This is a genomic window from Acetobacter sp. KSO5 (assembly GCF_044094635.1).
Taxonomy (GTDB): Bacteria; Pseudomonadota; Alphaproteobacteria; order Acetobacterales; family Acetobacteraceae; genus Acetobacter; species Acetobacter cerevisiae.
Map to the genome: position 1 here is coordinate 1512078 of NZ_CP172014.1, position 15933 is coordinate 1528010.

At 58.5% G+C, this 15933-nt stretch carries 16 protein-coding genes; 11 read left to right on the plus strand and 5 right to left on the minus strand.

What is annotated here, in order from left to right; all coding sequences use genetic code 11:
* Positions 1-7 precede the first annotated feature (7 nt).
* From cysT to ACHQGU_RS06925, 11 genes are all read left to right on the plus strand, one after another.
* Positions 8-859, plus strand: a complete 852-nt coding sequence (gene cysT, locus ACHQGU_RS06875; protein WP_395496281.1) for a sulfate ABC transporter permease subunit CysT — start codon at positions 8-10, stop codon at positions 857-859.
* Positions 856-1659: a sulfate ABC transporter permease gene (locus tag ACHQGU_RS06880; protein ID WP_062251114.1), complete on the plus strand. Its 804-nt coding sequence runs from the start codon at positions 856-858 to the stop codon at positions 1657-1659. The genes cysT and ACHQGU_RS06880 overlap by 4 nt, the downstream gene beginning before the upstream one ends.
* The gene (locus tag ACHQGU_RS06885; RefSeq protein ID WP_395496282.1) at positions 1656-2729 is read left to right on the plus strand and encodes a sulfate/molybdate ABC transporter ATP-binding protein; all 1074 of its coding nucleotides are present in this window, start codon (positions 1656-1658) and stop codon (positions 2727-2729) included. The genes ACHQGU_RS06880 and ACHQGU_RS06885 overlap by 4 nt, the downstream gene beginning before the upstream one ends.
* Positions 2730-2875: 146 nt before the next feature.
* Entirely contained in the window at positions 2876-3220 is a 345-nt protein-coding gene (locus tag ACHQGU_RS06890; RefSeq protein ID WP_062140220.1) for a DUF2849 domain-containing protein, read from the plus strand.
* 26 nt (positions 3221-3246) lie between these two features.
* Entirely contained in the window at positions 3247-4941 is a 1695-nt protein-coding gene (locus tag ACHQGU_RS06895; protein WP_395496283.1) for a nitrite/sulfite reductase, read from the plus strand.
* Entirely contained in the window at positions 4928-5416 is a 489-nt protein-coding gene (locus tag ACHQGU_RS06900) for a DUF934 domain-containing protein (protein WP_395496284.1), read from the plus strand. Before ACHQGU_RS06895 ends, ACHQGU_RS06900 begins: the two co-directional genes overlap by 14 nt.
* A gap of 18 nt (positions 5417-5434) precedes the next feature.
* Positions 5435-7447, plus strand: coding sequence for a glycosyltransferase N-terminal domain-containing protein (locus ACHQGU_RS06905; protein WP_395496285.1), 2013 nt, complete (start codon positions 5435-5437; stop codon positions 7445-7447).
* Positions 7447-8433, plus strand: a complete 987-nt coding sequence (lpxK, locus tag ACHQGU_RS06910) for a tetraacyldisaccharide 4'-kinase (RefSeq protein ID WP_395496395.1) — start codon at positions 7447-7449, stop codon at positions 8431-8433. The genes ACHQGU_RS06905 and lpxK overlap by 1 nt, the downstream gene beginning before the upstream one ends.
* Positions 8430-9350 carry a lysophospholipid acyltransferase family protein gene (locus ACHQGU_RS06915; protein ID WP_395496286.1) on the plus strand — a complete coding sequence of 307 codons (921 nt, stop codon included), beginning with the start codon at positions 8430-8432 and terminating at the stop codon, positions 9348-9350. Before lpxK ends, ACHQGU_RS06915 begins: the two co-directional genes overlap by 4 nt.
* A gap of 138 nt (positions 9351-9488) precedes the next feature.
* Positions 9489-10286: an inositol monophosphatase gene (locus ACHQGU_RS06920; protein ID WP_062272816.1), complete on the plus strand. Its 798-nt coding sequence runs from the start codon at positions 9489-9491 to the stop codon at positions 10284-10286.
* Between the two features lie 93 nt (positions 10287-10379).
* Positions 10380-11234: a lipid-binding SYLF domain-containing protein gene (locus ACHQGU_RS06925; RefSeq protein WP_395496287.1), complete on the plus strand. Its 855-nt coding sequence runs from the start codon at positions 10380-10382 to the stop codon at positions 11232-11234.
* 43 nt (positions 11235-11277) lie between these two features.
* Here the strand turns inward: ACHQGU_RS06925 and mltG are convergent, their stop codons facing one another.
* From mltG to fabD, 5 genes are all read right to left on the minus strand, one after another.
* On the minus strand, positions 11278-12273 hold the full coding sequence (mltG, locus tag ACHQGU_RS06930) for an endolytic transglycosylase MltG (RefSeq protein ID WP_395496288.1): 996 nt from the start codon (positions 12271-12273) through the stop codon (positions 11278-11280).
* Positions 12274-12284: 11 nt separating this feature from the next.
* Positions 12285-13517 (minus strand): beta-ketoacyl-ACP synthase II, encoded by a 1233-nt coding sequence (fabF, locus tag ACHQGU_RS06935; RefSeq protein ID WP_062140237.1) that lies wholly within the window; start codon positions 13515-13517, stop codon positions 12285-12287.
* 139 nt (positions 13518-13656) lie between these two features.
* The gene (locus ACHQGU_RS06940) at positions 13657-13896 is read right to left on the minus strand and encodes an acyl carrier protein (RefSeq protein WP_006557907.1); all 240 of its coding nucleotides are present in this window, start codon (positions 13894-13896) and stop codon (positions 13657-13659) included.
* Positions 13897-14169: 273 nt separating this feature from the next.
* Positions 14170-14913 (minus strand): 3-oxoacyl-[acyl-carrier-protein] reductase, encoded by a 744-nt coding sequence (gene fabG, locus ACHQGU_RS06945; protein ID WP_395496289.1) that lies wholly within the window; start codon positions 14911-14913, stop codon positions 14170-14172.
* Positions 14914-14932: 19 nt separating this feature from the next.
* Positions 14933-15877, minus strand: a complete 945-nt coding sequence (gene fabD / locus ACHQGU_RS06950; protein ID WP_395496290.1) for an ACP S-malonyltransferase — start codon at positions 15875-15877, stop codon at positions 14933-14935.
* Positions 15878-15933 lie beyond the last annotated feature (56 nt).

Genomic DNA, 15933 nt, shown 5'->3' on the forward strand with positions numbered 1-15933 from the left:
ACGCGGCATGAAGCAGGCTGTTTTGTCCTTTTTGCGGGGTGGCGGGTCCGCCTTGCCCGGTTATCGACTGGCGCTAGGGGTAACCCTTCTCTGGACGGGCTTTTTTATCGTCCTTCCCTTGTGCGCGCTAATCATCCGCCCCTGGCAGGATGGTGTGGGCGCTATGGTCGCGGCAACGCATGACACGCGTATGTTTGCCGCTCTGTGGACCAGTTTTTCCAGTGCCTTTCTGGCAGCCTTACTGAATGTGCCTCTTGGGTTGCTGCTGGCGTGGGCGCTTGTGCGCGGGGATTTGCCGGGTCGCCGGGTTGCGGATGCGCTGATTGATCTGCCTCTTGCCCTGCCGACCGCCGTATCAGGCATTACACTCGCCACGCTTTACGGCCCGCAGGGCTGGCTTGGCGCCCCCCTCGCAAAGCTTGGTCTGGTGCTGGCTTATAGCCGGACCGGCATTGTGCTGGCTCTGATGTTTGTCGGCCTCCCCTTTGTGGTGCGCACGGTTGAGCCTGTGCTAAAAAACCTGCCGCGCGATATGGAAGAAGCCGCCGTTCTGCTTGGGGCCAGACCCTGGCAGGTGGTCACGCGCGTCGTCATTGCCCCTCTGCTTCCAGCTTTGGTGACAGGCTTTGGTCTGGCCTTTGCGCGGGGCGTTGGGGAATACGGCTCTGTGATCTTCATTGCAGGCAATCAACCCTTCAAGAGTGAAATTGCCCCGCTGCTGATTGTCGTCCGCCTTCAGGAATTTGATTACGCGGGAGCCACGGCTATAGCGCTGATCCTGTTGCTCACTTCCCTGCTCGCGCTGGTTCTGGTCAGTCTGGTGCGCAGGCGGTTGTCTGTGTGGGGGGAGCAGAGATGAGAAAATATTCTCTCTGGGTTCTCACATGGGGATTGATTGTTCTGGTGCTGCTTATGCCTCCTGCGGTGGTGGTGGCGGAGGCTCTGAAGAACGGTCTGGCTCCGGCGCTCGCTTCTTTGTCTGACCCCGACGGTCTGGCGGCCATCTGGCTGACGCTGGAGGTTACGGTTGTCTCCGTGCTGGCAAATACCGTTTTTGGGGTGATGGCCGCCTGGGTGCTGACAAAATATCGCTTCCCCGGCCGGTCTGCTCTGCTGGTGCTGGTTGAATTGCCGCTGAGCATTTCCCCGGTTGTGTCGGGCCTTGTCTGGCTCCTGCTGTTTGGTGCTCAGGGCTGGTGGGGGCCTGCGCTGGAGCAGGCAGGTATTCATATCGCCTTTGCCGTGCCCGGTATCATGCTGGCCACCATCTTTGTCACCTTGCCTTATGTGGTCCGCACCCTTGTGCCGCTGATGGAGCAACAGGGGCGCGATGCGGAAGAGGCTGCCATGCTGGCCGGAGCCGGGTTCTGGAATATTCTCTGGCGGGTCACGCTGCCCGGTGCGCGGGTTGCCCTGTTTTCCGGCATTTTGCTCACCACGGCGCGGGCTATGGGGGAGTTTGGTGCGGTTTCCGTCGTGTCCGGCCATATTCCGGGCATGACCGAGACTATGCCGCTGCATATTGAAAGTCTTTATAATGGATACCAGACCGTTGCGGCCTTTAGCATGGCTGCACTGCTGGCCGGCATGGCGATGATGGCCGTCTTGCTCCGCTCCGCGCCGGAGTGGCTGGCCCGCTGGAAGGAGAAGCAGGCATGAGTGTGCAGGTTGAGCATCTGGTGCGCTATGCACCGGGGAGCACGCGGCGTCTGCTGAATGATGTCTCTCTGGATGTACCAACAGGGGCGTTTGTGGCGCTGGTTGGTCCCTCAGGTGCCGGGAAAACAACCCTGCTCCGGGCTATTGCGGGCTTGGATACGTTTGAGCAGGGCACCTTGCTGCTGGATGGGCAGACGATGGGCAGTATGCGGGACCGTGCCCGCAAGATTGGCTTCGTTTTTCAGAATTACGCCCTGTTCCCGCACATGACGGTGGCAAAAAACATTGCCTTCGGACTGGATGTGCTGCCCCGTTCCGAACGTCCTTCCCGCTCCGCTATTGCGGCGCGCGTGCAGGAACTACTGGACCTTATGCAGATCCCGGACGCCGGAGCGTCCTACCCGGCGCGGCTTTCCGGCGGGCAGCGGCAGCGTGTGGCGCTTGCCCGTGCATTGGCAACGGGGCCTAAACTTCTGTTGCTGGATGAGCCCTTTGGGGCGCTCGACCCTATTGTACGGCGCTCCATCCGCACATGGCTGAAAGCCCTGCACGAACGTCTGGGGCTGACCACCATTCTGGTCACGCATGATCAGGATGAAGCCGTAGAAATAGCAGACCGTATTGTCGTGATGCAGCATGGACAGATTGTGCAGGATGCCACGCCGGAAGGACTGAACCGTAACCCGCAGACAGCGTTTGTTATGGAGTTCCTCGGGGAAGCGCCATCTTTTAACGGCATCGTGCAGGATGGTCTGATGGTGCCGGATGAAGCGGGCCTTCTTCCCTTTGCGGTCGATGCGTCTGTTTCTCCCGGCCCGATAACGGCCATGCTGCGACCTTATGAAATTCAGGTATGCAGGCCTGACGAGCGTTCAGCGCAAGAACCTGCTCTCTCCCTCATCCCAGAGGGAGCGCGGAACGGTTATCGGCATTATAGAGCGCAGCTGGCTGAGCGTTCTGTACCGTTCAGCATTCCTGATTGCACAGAAAATACTGTGGAAATTCAGGCCTCTGGCCTGCTTGATATCAGCCGGGCCCGACTGTTTCGGGATGGAGAACGGTGCGGATAAACGGTTTTTGCTGAGCGGCAACGTTATTTTATCACGAAGCGACGTGCTTCATTTATGATCACTCAAAACGGCGCGTGGTATATTGATAATATATCACGCATGATGTAATTTCTTTTCCCAAGGATCGTTCCGGAAAGGGATATGCTGTGGATCGCAGAAACAGTCGCCGGGATGCTGAAGGCACCAGCGTCATCACCGCCAATCGTCTTCTGGATGGCCGCATCGTCTGGCTGGCTGCCGATGGCCAGTGGACGACGCTGATTCAGGACGCAAAACTCTATCCCAACAGTGCAGTTGAGGAGGCTTTGAAAGCCTGCAATGCCCGCGCGCAGCAAGAGGCTCTGGTGGGGATTTATGGCGTTCAGGTTACCGAGACGGCGTCTGGCCCGCTCCCTGTCACCAGTCGTGAGCGCATCCGCGCTGCGGGCCCCAGCGTGCATCCCAATTTTACGCCAGACTGGCACGCGCCTCACCCTGCTCCGTACGCCTGAACAGACGATCAAGATTGGCTTTTTCCATGTCTCATTCTCCATCTGCCGCACTGCCCGTCGGGCATTATGCTTACGATGACGTTGACCGCACGTTTCTGAAGCAACGCGTTGCTCAGTTTAAAGATCAGGTTGAACGGCGTCTGTCCGGTGCTCTGACGGAAGAAGAATTCAAGCCGCTCCGGCTGATGAACGGCCTTTATCTCCAGTTGCATGCCTACATGCTGCGGGTCGCTATTCCGTACGGCGTGCTTGATGCGAAGCAGATGCGCACGCTCGCGCATATTGCCCGCACGTATGACCGTGATTACGGGCATTTCACCACCCGCCAGAATATTCAGTTCAACTGGATACGGCTGGAAGACACGCCGGAAATTCTGAACGTGCTAGCCGATACGGACATGCACGCCATTCAGACCAGCGGGAACTGCATCCGCAACGTGACGGCAGATCAGTTTGCCGGGGCGGCTGCGGATGAAGTGCTGGACCCGCGTGTCTATGCGGAAATTCTGCGGCAGTGGTCTACGCTGCATCCGGAATTTACGTTCCTGCCCCGTAAATTCAAAATTGCTATTTCCGGCAGCCAGCAGGACCGTGTTGCCGCGCGCTTCCACGATATCGGCCTGATTGCGCGTGAGGGCGAAAATGGTCGTCCGGTGTTTGAAGTCTTTGTCGGCGGCGGTCTGGGTCGCACGCCAATTATTGGCGTCAGGCTGCGGGATGACCTGCCGGAAGAAGATCTGATTGCGTATCTGGAAGCCGTTCTGCGCGTCTATAACGCGCATGGGCGGCGCGACAATATCTATAAGGCGCGCATCAAGATTCTGGTTCAGGCTCTGGGCACGGAAGAATTCCTTAATCAGGTGAATGCAGAATTTGCCGCCATGGACCGGGCTCGCTACCGGCTACCCGAAGCGATCGTTGAGGCAATCCGCGCACGGTTTGGCGCGCCGGATTTTGCCCCGGCAGGCAATGCGGCGGAAAAACTGGCCGCCCAGCGCAAGGCCGACCGGGCATTTGATGCATGGGTCCATACCAACACTCATCCGCACAAGCAGCCGGGTTATTGCTCGATTACGATCTCCTGCAAACCGGCTGGCGGTATCCCGGGGGATGTGACCTCAGCACAGATGGGCCTTCTCGCCGATCTGGCGGAACGCTACAGCTTTGGGGAGCTCCGCATCACGCACCTGCAAAATGTAGTGCTGGGCCATGTGCGGCAGGATGCGCTGTATGATGTATGGCAGGCGCTGGAGAAAAACGGGCTTGGGGAAGCGAACATCGGTTTCATTACTGATATCGTCGCCTGTCCCGGTCTTGATTACTGCGCACTGGCCAACGCCCGCTCCATCCCCATTGCCCAGAAGCTGAGCTCCCGTTTTGCAAATGCTGATCTCCAGCGGGAAATCGGGCCCCTGCGGCTGAATATTTCCGGCTGCATCAATGCCTGCGGGCATCATCATGCCGGGCATATTGGCATTCTGGGTGTTGATAAACGCGGCGAGGAAGCCTTCCAGATTACGCTGGGTGGCTCCGCTGGAGATGGCGATGCCTCCATCGGACAAATTCTCGGCTCTGCCATGTCGGAAGATGAAACGGTTGATGCAATCGCCCGGATCATTGATACGTATCTTTCCAGACGAACGGCGGGTGAGCGGTTTATTGAAACGTGCCGCCGTTTAGGCACAGCACCATTCAAGGACGCCGCATATGCCACTGCTTGAGAACGGCCAGATTATTCAGGACACATGGCAGATTGCCGTTGAGGGAGTCTCTCTTCCGGCAGGCGATGTGCTGGTGCCGTTGGCTCGCCTTTCTGAAGGGCTGGGCCGGAATAGCGATGCGCGGCTTGGTGTGGTGCTGAGTTCTGCTGACGAAGTCGAAACTCTGCGAGACGCCCTGCCCCGGCTGGACGTTGTGGCGCTGACCTTCCCTGTGTTCCGGGATGGCCGCCCGTTTACGCAGGCAAGGGCCTTGCGTGAACATCTGCACTTCAAGGGGGAAATTCGGGCTGGCGGGCATGTGCTGCCGGACCAGTATGAATTTCTGCTCCGGTGCGGGGTCACGGCAATAGATTTACCCGAAGGCTCTGATCCCGCTGTCTGGCAGCGGGCGCATGAAGCCTTCACGGTGGCCTATCAGCCTTCCATTCTGAAGGAACAGGCGGAGGGGTTTGCCTTTAGGCGGAGGCTGGCCTAGCGCGGGAGATCTGGCACTGTGGCGCGTCTTCCGCATTCCGCCGGATCTTTTATTCGAAAAATTCTTGTCAGCACAATCCGGGGCTATCTGGGGCTGACCCTGCGCACTACGCGCTGGACATTTAGTATCGACCCGGAGGCCCGCGAGGTCCTCACCTGTCAGGATGGTCGCACAGCTGTTGTTGCCTTCTGGCATGAGGTTCTGCCGCTCACACCAGCCTTGTGGTGGTGGGCAGAACCGCAAAACCCCGCCATGCGACTGCACGTACTTATCAGCCGGAATCGGGATGGGCGCCTGATTGCCGATATTGTTGGAAAATGGCGCATCTGGTCCATTGCCGGCTCTTCCGATACACGGGGTAAAAACAAAGGCGGTGCCGCCGCCCTGCGCCGCATGCGAGCCAGATTGCGGCATGGCGGCATTGTTGCCATTACGCCGGATGGGCCAAGAGGCCCGCGTAGACAAGCCCAGCAAGGGGCCACGGCGCTGGCTGCCCTTGTCAGAAAGCCGATTGTGCCCGTTGGTGCGACGTGCCGGGGCATCCGCCTGAACTCCTGGGATAAAATGATTTTGCCGCTGCCTTTTGGACGCGGTCATTTTGTGTGCGGCGCTCCGCTTATTCTCCCGCGTGAGAAAGAGGCGCAGGCCGAACATAGTGCAGACCGGCTGCTGGCCGAGGCGATTACGCAGGTCACGCTGGAAGCTGAGCGGCCATGGGTGGACCATCCGGGCCGCCAGAAGGAAAAAGTCTGGCTTGCACCGTTATCTCTTCAGCCGTCACGGGTCTGGGGCTGGGTGGCTACGGGGCTTGCTCCTGCACTGCCTTTCCTGCTGCGCTGGCGGCAGACACGCGGGAAGGAACTGCCGGACCGGGTGCGGGAGAAGATGGGCTTTGCCTCGCACGAGCGCCCGGCAGGGTCACTGGTCTGGTTCCATGCAGCCAGTGTGGGTGAGCTGGTGTCGATTCTGCCGCTTGTGCAGCTCTGTCTGGAGAAAAAGCAGGCTCTGACAGTGCTGGTCACAACCGGAACCGTCACGGCGGCGCGCCTTTTGCAGCAACGCCTGACGCATCCCCGGCTGGTTCATCAGTTTGTGCCGCTGGATGTGCCGCGCTGGGGGCAGCGTTTTCTGGCGCATTGGCGGCCACAGGCTGTGGTTTTCACGGAAAGTGAACTCTGGCCAAACCTGATTGGCCTGTGCCACCGGCAGAATGTGCCTGTGGCCCTCGTCAATGGGCGGATGTCGGAACGCTCTTTCAAAAACTGGGATAAATTACGCCCTGTTGCCCGGCGGATGCTGGAACGGTTTGCATGGATTGCAGCCCGCTCCGAAGAGGATGCCAAGCGGTTCCGTCAGCTTGGCGCCCGGTCTCTGACGAAAGCAGGCGATCTCAAGACAGCTGCTCCACCTTTGCCGGTGAATCAGGCTGAGTTGCTTGCAGTTCAGCAGCAGCTTGCCGGGCGGCCGGTGTTTTTGGCAGCGTCCACGCATGATGGAGAAGAAGACGCACTCCGGCAGACGGTCCAAACCTTGCGGACACGTTTTCCGTCACTTCTCACCATTATCGTACCGCGCCATCCAGAACGCGGTGCTGCCGTTAGCGCTCTTTTTGGCGGAGCGCCCCGAAGGGCCTTGGGGCAAGTTCCTGCGCCGACCGATACCGTATGGGTGTGCGATACACTGGGCGAACTGGGGCTGTTTTATCGGCTGGCTGGCATTGTCTTTATCGGCAACAGTCTGCCGGAGGTGCGAAAAGGTGGCGGCGGCCATAATCCGTTTGAACCCGCTCGTCTGGACTGTGCGCTCGCGACCGGCCCGCGTGTTCAGAATTTTCAGGAGGCCTTTGCCGTTCTGGGGCAGAGTGTTGCGATTGTTCAAACTGCGGCGGAACTGGCTGAGTGGGTGGGCGCTATGCTGAACGATCCGGGGCGTCGTCAGGTCTGTGCGGAACAGGCGCAGGCCGTAGCGACCGCCAATATGGCTCTGCCAGAGCAGTTGGCGGATAAAATTCTGGCGCTTCTGTCATCATGATCCGCCCTCCCCGTTTCTGGTCAGATCCGCAGGCCAGAGTGTTCCCATGGCTGCTTTCGCCCCTCTCGGCGTTGGTGGCGGCCTGTGCGGTGAAGAGGCAGAAGAAAGCCGGCTGGAAAGCTCCCGTGCCGGTCTTGTGCTGTGGCAACCTCACCACTGGTGGCACAGGGAAAACAACCGTGGTGCTGGATCTCGTGGCCCGGCTGAAAAAGCGGAAGATTGCTGTGCATGCTCTCACACGCGGTTATGGTGGGCGTATCAAAACGGCTACGCAGGTTGACCTTGCTCGCCATTCAGCCCGAGATGTCGGGGATGAAGCCCTGTTGCTGGCCCAGCAGTGCCCCACATGGGTCGGCGGAGACCGCGCTGCATCGGCTCAAGCGGCCGTAGAGGCAGGAGCTGCCTGCCTTATTATGGATGATGGCTTTCAAAATCCTGGCCTGCACAAGGATGTGTCTCTTCTGGTGGTGGATGGTGTGGTCGGGCTTGGCAACGGGCATGTTCTGCCTTCTGGACCATTGCGTGAGACCCCGGCATGTGCGTTTGTGCGGGCCTCGGTAGTTCTGCTGATTGGGCCGGATAAAACCGGTTTTCTGGCGCAGTATGCGGACTTATTGCCAGATGTTATGCGGGCTGATTTGCAAACCGCATCGGAAGCGCGGGTGCTCAAAGGGGCGCGGTGCATTGCTTTTGCCGGACTGGGCCGTCCCTCCAAGTTTTTTGATGGGCTGCGGCAGGCTGGGGTGAACCCGGTGGAGTGTCTCGCTTTTCCAGATCATTATTTTTATAAAGATGGGGATATGAACCATCTTGCTACACTGGCCCGGCAGGCAGACGCACAACTCGTGACGACCCCTAAGGATACGGTCCGGTTTCCTCCCGCTTTCAGAAAACAACTGCGGACCGTGGGGGTCGGTCTTGTCTGGCAGAATGAGGCTACGCCCGAGGCCTTGCTGGACCAGCTTTTAAGCCAGAGGCCCGCATGAGCGCCGTACGCATAACGCGCCTGATGCGTCTGGAGGCGCGGATTGCTCAGGCGTTGCTGAACCTGTTTTTACGGATGGGGCCTGCGCGGGCGTCCAATTTTGCGGGACGGTTCTGTCGGTTCATCGGACCATTGCTGCCGGTTTCCAAAATAGCAGACAAAAATCTGCAACTGGCCATACCGGAGCTGAACGCCCCGGAGCGCGCCCGGATTGTGCGCGGCGTGTGGGAAAATCTAGGCCGCACGGTGGGCGAACTTCCACATTTATCTTGCTTGCAGGAAAACACCGCCAGCGGGCCGGGCTTTGAGGTGCAGGGGGCTGAGTATCTGGAAGAACAGGCCCGGCGCGGCGGCGCGGTTCTGTTTGTGTCCGGCCATATCGGCAACTGGGAAATGCTGCCGCCCGGCGTCGCCCGGCATGGCACGCCCTTTGCGTCCTTTTATCGGGCTGCGGGCAACCCCCTTATTGACGCCATGATCCGCAACTTGCGGGATACCGCCATGGCCCCCACCCCCATGCCCCTTTTTGCCAAGGGCGCGCGCGGAGCGCGGGAGGCTCTGGCCTATGTCTCCAAAGGGGGCCGGCTGGGCATGTTGGTGGACCAGAAAATGAATGACGGTGTTGAAGCCACATTTTTTGGTCGCCCTGCCATGACAGCACCGGCACTGGCGGCCATGGCCTTGCGCTATCGCTGCGCGGTCATCCCCGGCTATGTGGAGCGGCTTGGTCCGGCTCGCTTGCGGATTGTGGTCGAACCCCCGATGGAACTGCCGGATACGGGCGATAAGAAGCGGGACCTGAGCCTGCTGGTGCAGGCAGTGAATGATCGGCTGGAAAGCTGGATCAGGCGAAAGCCGGAAAGCTGGCTCTGGCTGCATCGTCGCTGGCCGAAAGACCTCTACAAAAAGAAAAAATAAACCGATCTGGAGCAGGTGGTGTTTGTTTCCTGCGTCGGACATGCTGCACATTCGGCGGGGAGAAAGGCGGTCGCTTCTGCACGGACTTCGGGCTATGATATTATTTTATAATATTTCTTAATCTGGAGCCTGTTGCCCATGTCTTCACCCAGCCCCGCCCTCGCCTATCGTCTTGAAGCTGCTCGGGCTGTGGTGCAGGACGCCGCGCGTCTTGCCATGTCCATGCGTCCCGCCCCCGGTGGCCCGGAAGGCAAGCAGAAGTCGGCGCAGGACTGGTTGACAGAAGCCGATGGTGCCGTGGAAAGCTTTATTGCCCAGCGGATGCAGACTCTGTTCCCGGATGATGGCTTTCAGGGGGAAGAAGGGGGCGTTGCCCGTGCAGGCAGCTTGCGCTGGGTGGTGGACCCGATTGACGGCACGTCCAACTATGCCCGCGGCCGGAACCGCTGGTGTGTGTCTCTTGGCCTTCTGGATGGGGATGAGCCCGTGGCCGGGGTGATCGAAGCGCCAGCCCTTGGCGAGGTTTATACCGCTCTGCGTGGTCAGGGCGCGTTCCTCAACGGCAAACGCATTCAGGCCTCGCCGGTCAAAGATCCGGCCAGCGCCATGATTGAGATGGGCTGGAGCAACCGGGTCCCTAAGCCGGTGTTTATGGAAAAAATCGACGCCATTATGGATTTGGGGGCTATGCCTCGCTCCGGTGGGTCAGGCGCGTTGGCGCTGGCGGACGTCGCATGTGGGCGGCTGGATGGCTATATCGAAATTGTCATCAATCTGTGGGATGTGGCCGCCGCTCTTCCTCTGCTGGCAGAAGCCGGGGCCTGTGTATCACCTTTCCTGAAGGAAGGCGGACTGACAGGACCCGCGACAATTTTAGCAGCAAACCCGCATATTGCGCAGGCTCTGTCCTCTGCCGTAGGAATTTCTCTGGATTAAAAGCGGTGGGGTCTGGCCTTCGGGCCATTCTGCCGCCACAAACGAGACGTAAGGCTAGGCCAGTAATTTAGGCCCATAATGGAGACCACCAGAATGCGGTCAGTTTACCGTTTTTCCTCCTTTTCTCTTGCTCTGGGGATGGCAACCGCTCTGAGCTGTGCGCCGCTGCAGGCACACGCGGCTGACAGCGGGCAGACGCTAGTCGATAAAGCTGCGCTGACGGTGCAGGACATTTTTGTGGGGGCTACGGCGCAAAGCACCGTGGCCGTTAACCTGGGGAAGGCCCGCGCCGTCATGGTGTGTCCTTCCATTTTCCGCATGTCCATTGCCTTTGGTGGGGCTGGAGGCGGCTGTCTGCTGCTGGCCCGAGACGCTCGCGGATCATGGTCAGACCCGGCTTTCTATACGCTCAGCACGGCATCCTTTGGGATTCAGCTGGGTGTGCAGAATTCTCAGGCGATGTTCTTTGTCATGACGGACCGGGGACTACAGGCGCTGCTGGATAGTCAGTTTCAGTTTGGGGCCAACGCCGGTGTGTCCTTTGCGACCCTCAGCAGTAATGCCGAGCGCGGCAATGCCGGGGCCAGAAATACGGACATTCTTGTTGCGCAGAAGTCTCAGGGCCTCTTCGCCGGTGCGGCTCTTGGGGGGACCAAACTCACAGTCAACAGCGACGCCAACCGGGCCTATTACAGCCAGAGCGTTGGGCCTGAAGACATTGTTGTTTCCATGCGCGTGAACAACCCGGGTGCTGATCCGCTGCGGAGCGTGCTGACCCGCTACGGAAAAATGGCTCCGGCGACTACCATACCGACAAGCAAGACGGCTGGCGCAGCTCAGCATGCTGCGACAACCGGTGCCGATACGCTCGGGAGTGATGCTATCAGCACGACGGGATCTGGGAGTGTGGGGAGCATCCAGCATGAAAATCTGGCCCCGGTAAAATAATCACAAGGCGCGGGTAAAACCGCGCCTTTATAACTCCATGCCTCTATTGCTGTGCTGTAGAGGTATGATCCGCTTGTTTCTTCTGCCGAAAAATCTGCACATTTTTATTGTGCTCCATCAGGCTGGCCGCAAAGCTGTGGCCCCCCTGCCCGTTTGCCACAAAATACAGCATATTTCCTGTAGCCGGATGCGCTACGGCTTCCAGAGAAGATAAGCCCGGCGAGCAAATTGGCCCCGGAGGCAGGCCTGCGACCATATAGGTATTGTATGGGCTGCTGACCTGAAGATCCGTATGCGTCAACGCTCTGCCCAGAGGAGGTGTGCCATTGGTCAGGGCGTAAATTACGGTCGGGTCCGTTTGCAGCTTCATGCCCTGTTGCAGCCGGTTGATGAAGACGCGTGCCACAAGAGGGCGCTCGGCAGGAAGAGCAGTTTCCTTTTCCACCAGAGACGCCAAAGTCACCAAAGTTTGCTCATCGGGAATTTCCGCCACCGGCGTGCGTTTGTTCCAGACGGTCTGGACCGCTTTGTTCATGGCTGTTTGGGTGCGTTCCAGCAGTATTTTGCGGCTGGTATTGCGCAAATACCCGTAGGTTTCGGGCATGACGCTGCCTTCGGCGGGCAAAGGTGCGTCGTCTTCCAGAAAGGGAGTTGACTGAAGCAGCGCCTGAATCTGATGCGCTGTGAGGCCTTCCGGAATGGTCAGCTTGTGCAGAACCGGATGGGCATGTCGGATGATATGCAATGCCTCCTGCATGGAGACAAAGGCCGGAAAATGCAATTCAGCCGCGTGAAGCTGTCCGTCTTTCCGCGTGAGCAGAACAGCGGTTAGACAGAGCCGTTCTGTCCAGTATCCGGACTGAAGAACGCCAGCCTGCTGCAATGTATGGATTGTGCTAAGATAGTCGCCATGCGGGATGACAACGTCAGTCTCGTGAGCTAATGGCCCCGGATTTTTATAATCGAGCCATGCTTTAAAGGCTGTTCCCCCTGCCCCCATAAGGAGCAGAAGGAACAAAACCGATAATAACCTGCGCATATCGTCCTTTATCAGACGCGGCGGACAACCAGACTGGCGTTTGTGCCGCCAAAGCCGAAGCTGTTGGACAGAGCAACATTAATCTGCCTCTGCTGCGCCGTATGCGCTACCCGGTCAATTACGCTCTCGCGTGACGGGTTATCAAGGTTAAGCGTGGGAGGGGCCACGTTATCGCGCATCGCCAGGATGCAGAAGATGGCTTCAATCGCACCCGCCGCACCAAGCAGATGCCCGGTGGAGGATTTGGTGGAAGACATGGCCAGCGTACGGGCATCATCCCCGAACAGACGTTCAACCGCTTCAAGCTCAAGGTCATCCGCCATGGTGGAGGTGCCGTGTGCGTTGACGTAGCCAACATCTGCAGGTGTGACGCCTGCACTCTTCAGAGCCGAGCGCATGGCGCGGAAAGCCCCATAATGCCCTTCTGATGGTGCCGTAATGTGATAGGCGTCCCCGGACATGCCATAGCCCACGATTTCCGCGTAGATCTTGGCACCTCGGGCCTTGGCGTGTTCGTACTCTTCCAGCACAACCACACCAGAGCCTTCACCCATTACAAAACCGTCGCGGTCTTTATCCCACGGGCGGGAGGCTTTCTGCGGCGTTTCATTAAACCCGGTAGAAAGCGCTCTTGCTGAACAGAACCCGGCAATGCCCAGCGGGCAGACCGTTGCTTCTGCACCACCTGCGACCATCACATCGGCATCGCCAAACATGATGAGCCGTGCGGCGTCACCAATGGCATGCACACCGGTTGCACAGGCTGTCACCACAGAGTGGTTTGGCCCCTGGAACCCGTATTTGATGGACACATGTCCTGAGACAAGGTTGATGAGGGCTGATGGAATGAAGAAGGGAGAAAGACGCTTGGCGCGGCCTTCATGCACCGTGATGGAGGCGTCATAGATGGTCTGAAGACCACCAATGCCTGAGCCAATCATCACGCCTGTGGCGCATTTATCTTCTTCAGTCTGAGGCTTCCAGCCGGAATCCTCCACAGCTTCAGTCGCTGCGACCAGTCCCATGTGAATGAAACGGTCCATCTTGCGCTGGTCTTTGACCGAGATCCAGTCAGAAAGCGTCAGCTTTCCTTCAGAAGTCGGTCCTTCCGGCACCTGTCCGGCAACCTGCGCCGGCAGATCGCTGGGGTCAAAATGCGTGATTCTTTCAATCCCGCTTTCCCCTGCGATCAGACGTGACCATACGTTTTCGACACCGAGGCCCAGAGGACCCACCATGCCCATACCGGTGACGACGACGCGTCTCCGGCCCGAATTTGCTCCGGCCGACTGCAACAAACCAGCCCGCTCCCCGCTTGAATCTGTCTGGCCCCTCAAGGAGTGAGGGACCTTATATTAGTCTGCAAAAAGAAGACGGCCTAAATTAGGCAGCTTTCTGCTTCTCGATGTAGTCAATCGCGTCTTTAACCGTGGCGATCTTCTCAGCAGCGTCTTCCGGAATCTCGACGTTGAAAGCTTCTTCGAAAGCCATCACGAGTTCAACGGTATCAAGGCTGTCTGCGCCCAGGTCGTCGATGAACGACGCTTCCGGCGTGACCTTGCTTTCCTCGACGCCGAGATGCTCGACCACAATTTTCTTAACCTTGTCAGCGATTTCGCTCATCTGTCTCTGCTTCCTATGTGCCCTGGAAAAGCGGGCAAGTTATCTAGGCGCTTAAGTCTGCCAGTTTGCCTGTTGCAGGTAAGGCTGAGCATGTCGCTCTTTCCTCTCCCACGCAACAGGGTTGCGGGCGCTTAGCACGTTTTTCCGGTTCACGCCAACATGAACCGGTTAACTGTGTTCCGGACAGGTGCATCCAGACCATTTACGGAGCCTGTCTGCCACATCCGGAAACAATTTGCACGACCTGTTGAAGCAATAGCTTCCCGGACGTGTTTATACCATAGCCATACCGCCATTAACATGCAGTGTGGAGCCTGTAACCCACCCGGCTTCTTCCGAGCTCAGATACAGCACGGCAGAGGCCACGTCTTGCGGTTTGCCAAGACGGCCAAGCGGAATAGCGCTGGTCAGTTTTTCTTTCTGCGCATCCGGCAGCACATCCGTCATGGGCGTGACAATAAAGCCCGGTGCCACGACGTTGACGGTGACGCCGCGTGAGCCTGCTTCCTGTGCCAGAGATTTGCTCATGCCCACCATCCCCGCTTTGGCTGCGGAATAGTTAGCCTGCCCGGCATTGCCGGTTGTGCCGACGACGGAAGCAATATTCACAATGCGCCCAGCACGGCGACGCAGCATGCCTTTCAGGGCGGCGCGGCACAGGCGGAACGGGGAAGAGAGGTCCACATTCAAAACCTGATCCCAGTCCTGATCTTTCATGCGCAGGGCGAGCGTGTCACGCGTCAGGCCAGCATTGTTGATCAGAATATCCAGCGGAGCCCCGGCAGCTTCTTCGGCCTTGCCGACCAGCGCATCAGCTTCAGCTGCTTCGGACAGGTTGGCCGTGACATAAAATGCCCGTTCGCCGCCCAGTTCCTTGACCTGCTCCTGCAGCACGGCTTCCCGCGTGCCGGACAGGATGACCGTAGCACCCTGAGCATGTAGGGTGGCAGCAATCGCCCGGCCAATACCACCGGAAGCACCCGTAACCAGAGCCGTTTTTCCATCAAGCCTGAACATAGTCTTTTATTCCGTTGTTTTAAAAAGATTTCAGGAGAGTTTCGATATCTGCTGGTGTGCCAACAGAGCTGGTGGAAACTTCGGGATCAATGCGACGAACGAGGCCTGACAGCACTTTACCTGCACCGATTTCCACAAACGTATCGACACCCATGCTCGTCATGGCTTCCACGCTTTCGCGCCAGCGGACACGGCCTGTCACCTGTTTTGTCAGGGCCTGACGAATCGCATCCGGGTCGCTCACCTTCTCAGCGGTTACGTTGGCAATAACCGGCACGATCGGAGACGCGATGTCTGCGTTGGCCAGCGCTTCGGCCATCACATCTTCTGCCGGGCGCATCAGTGAGGAATGGAACGGAGCAGACACCGGCAGTTTGACGGCACGCTTGATCTTCATTTCCTTGGCGAGCGCAATGGCGTTGTCGATTGCTGCCATGGTGCCGGAAATTACAATCTGGCCACCACCGTTATCGTTGGCAATTTCCAGAACACCGCCCTGTGCGGCTTTTTCACAGATTTCCTGCGTCTGAGCGAGCGTTGCGCCAATCAGAGCGGCCATGCCGCCCTCACCTGCCGGCACAGCTTTCTGCATGGCCAGACCGCGTGTACGCAGCAAACGTGCAGCTTCTGTCACACCAAAGGCACGGCCTGCGGCCAGAGCGGCATACTCCCCAAGGGAATGCCCGGCCAGCAGTGTCACTTTCCCGGCCAGATCCAGACCGCCCTGCTCTTCCAGAACGCGCAGCACAGCCATGGAAACAGCCATCAGAGCCGGCTGCGCATTTTCCGTGCTGGTCAGAGCCTCCATCGGCCCTTCAAAAATGGTTTTGGAGAGCTTTTCGCCCAGTGCTTCGTCGACTTCTTCAAACACGGCGCGTGCTGAAGGAAAGGCAGCGGCGAGGTCAGCCCCCATGCCAACGGACTGGCTACCCTGCCCCGGAAAAATAAAAGCGTAAACAGCCATAATACCTACTGTTTCAAGAGGTTCTTCAAGCCTGTCAGGCTGAAATCAGATCAAAC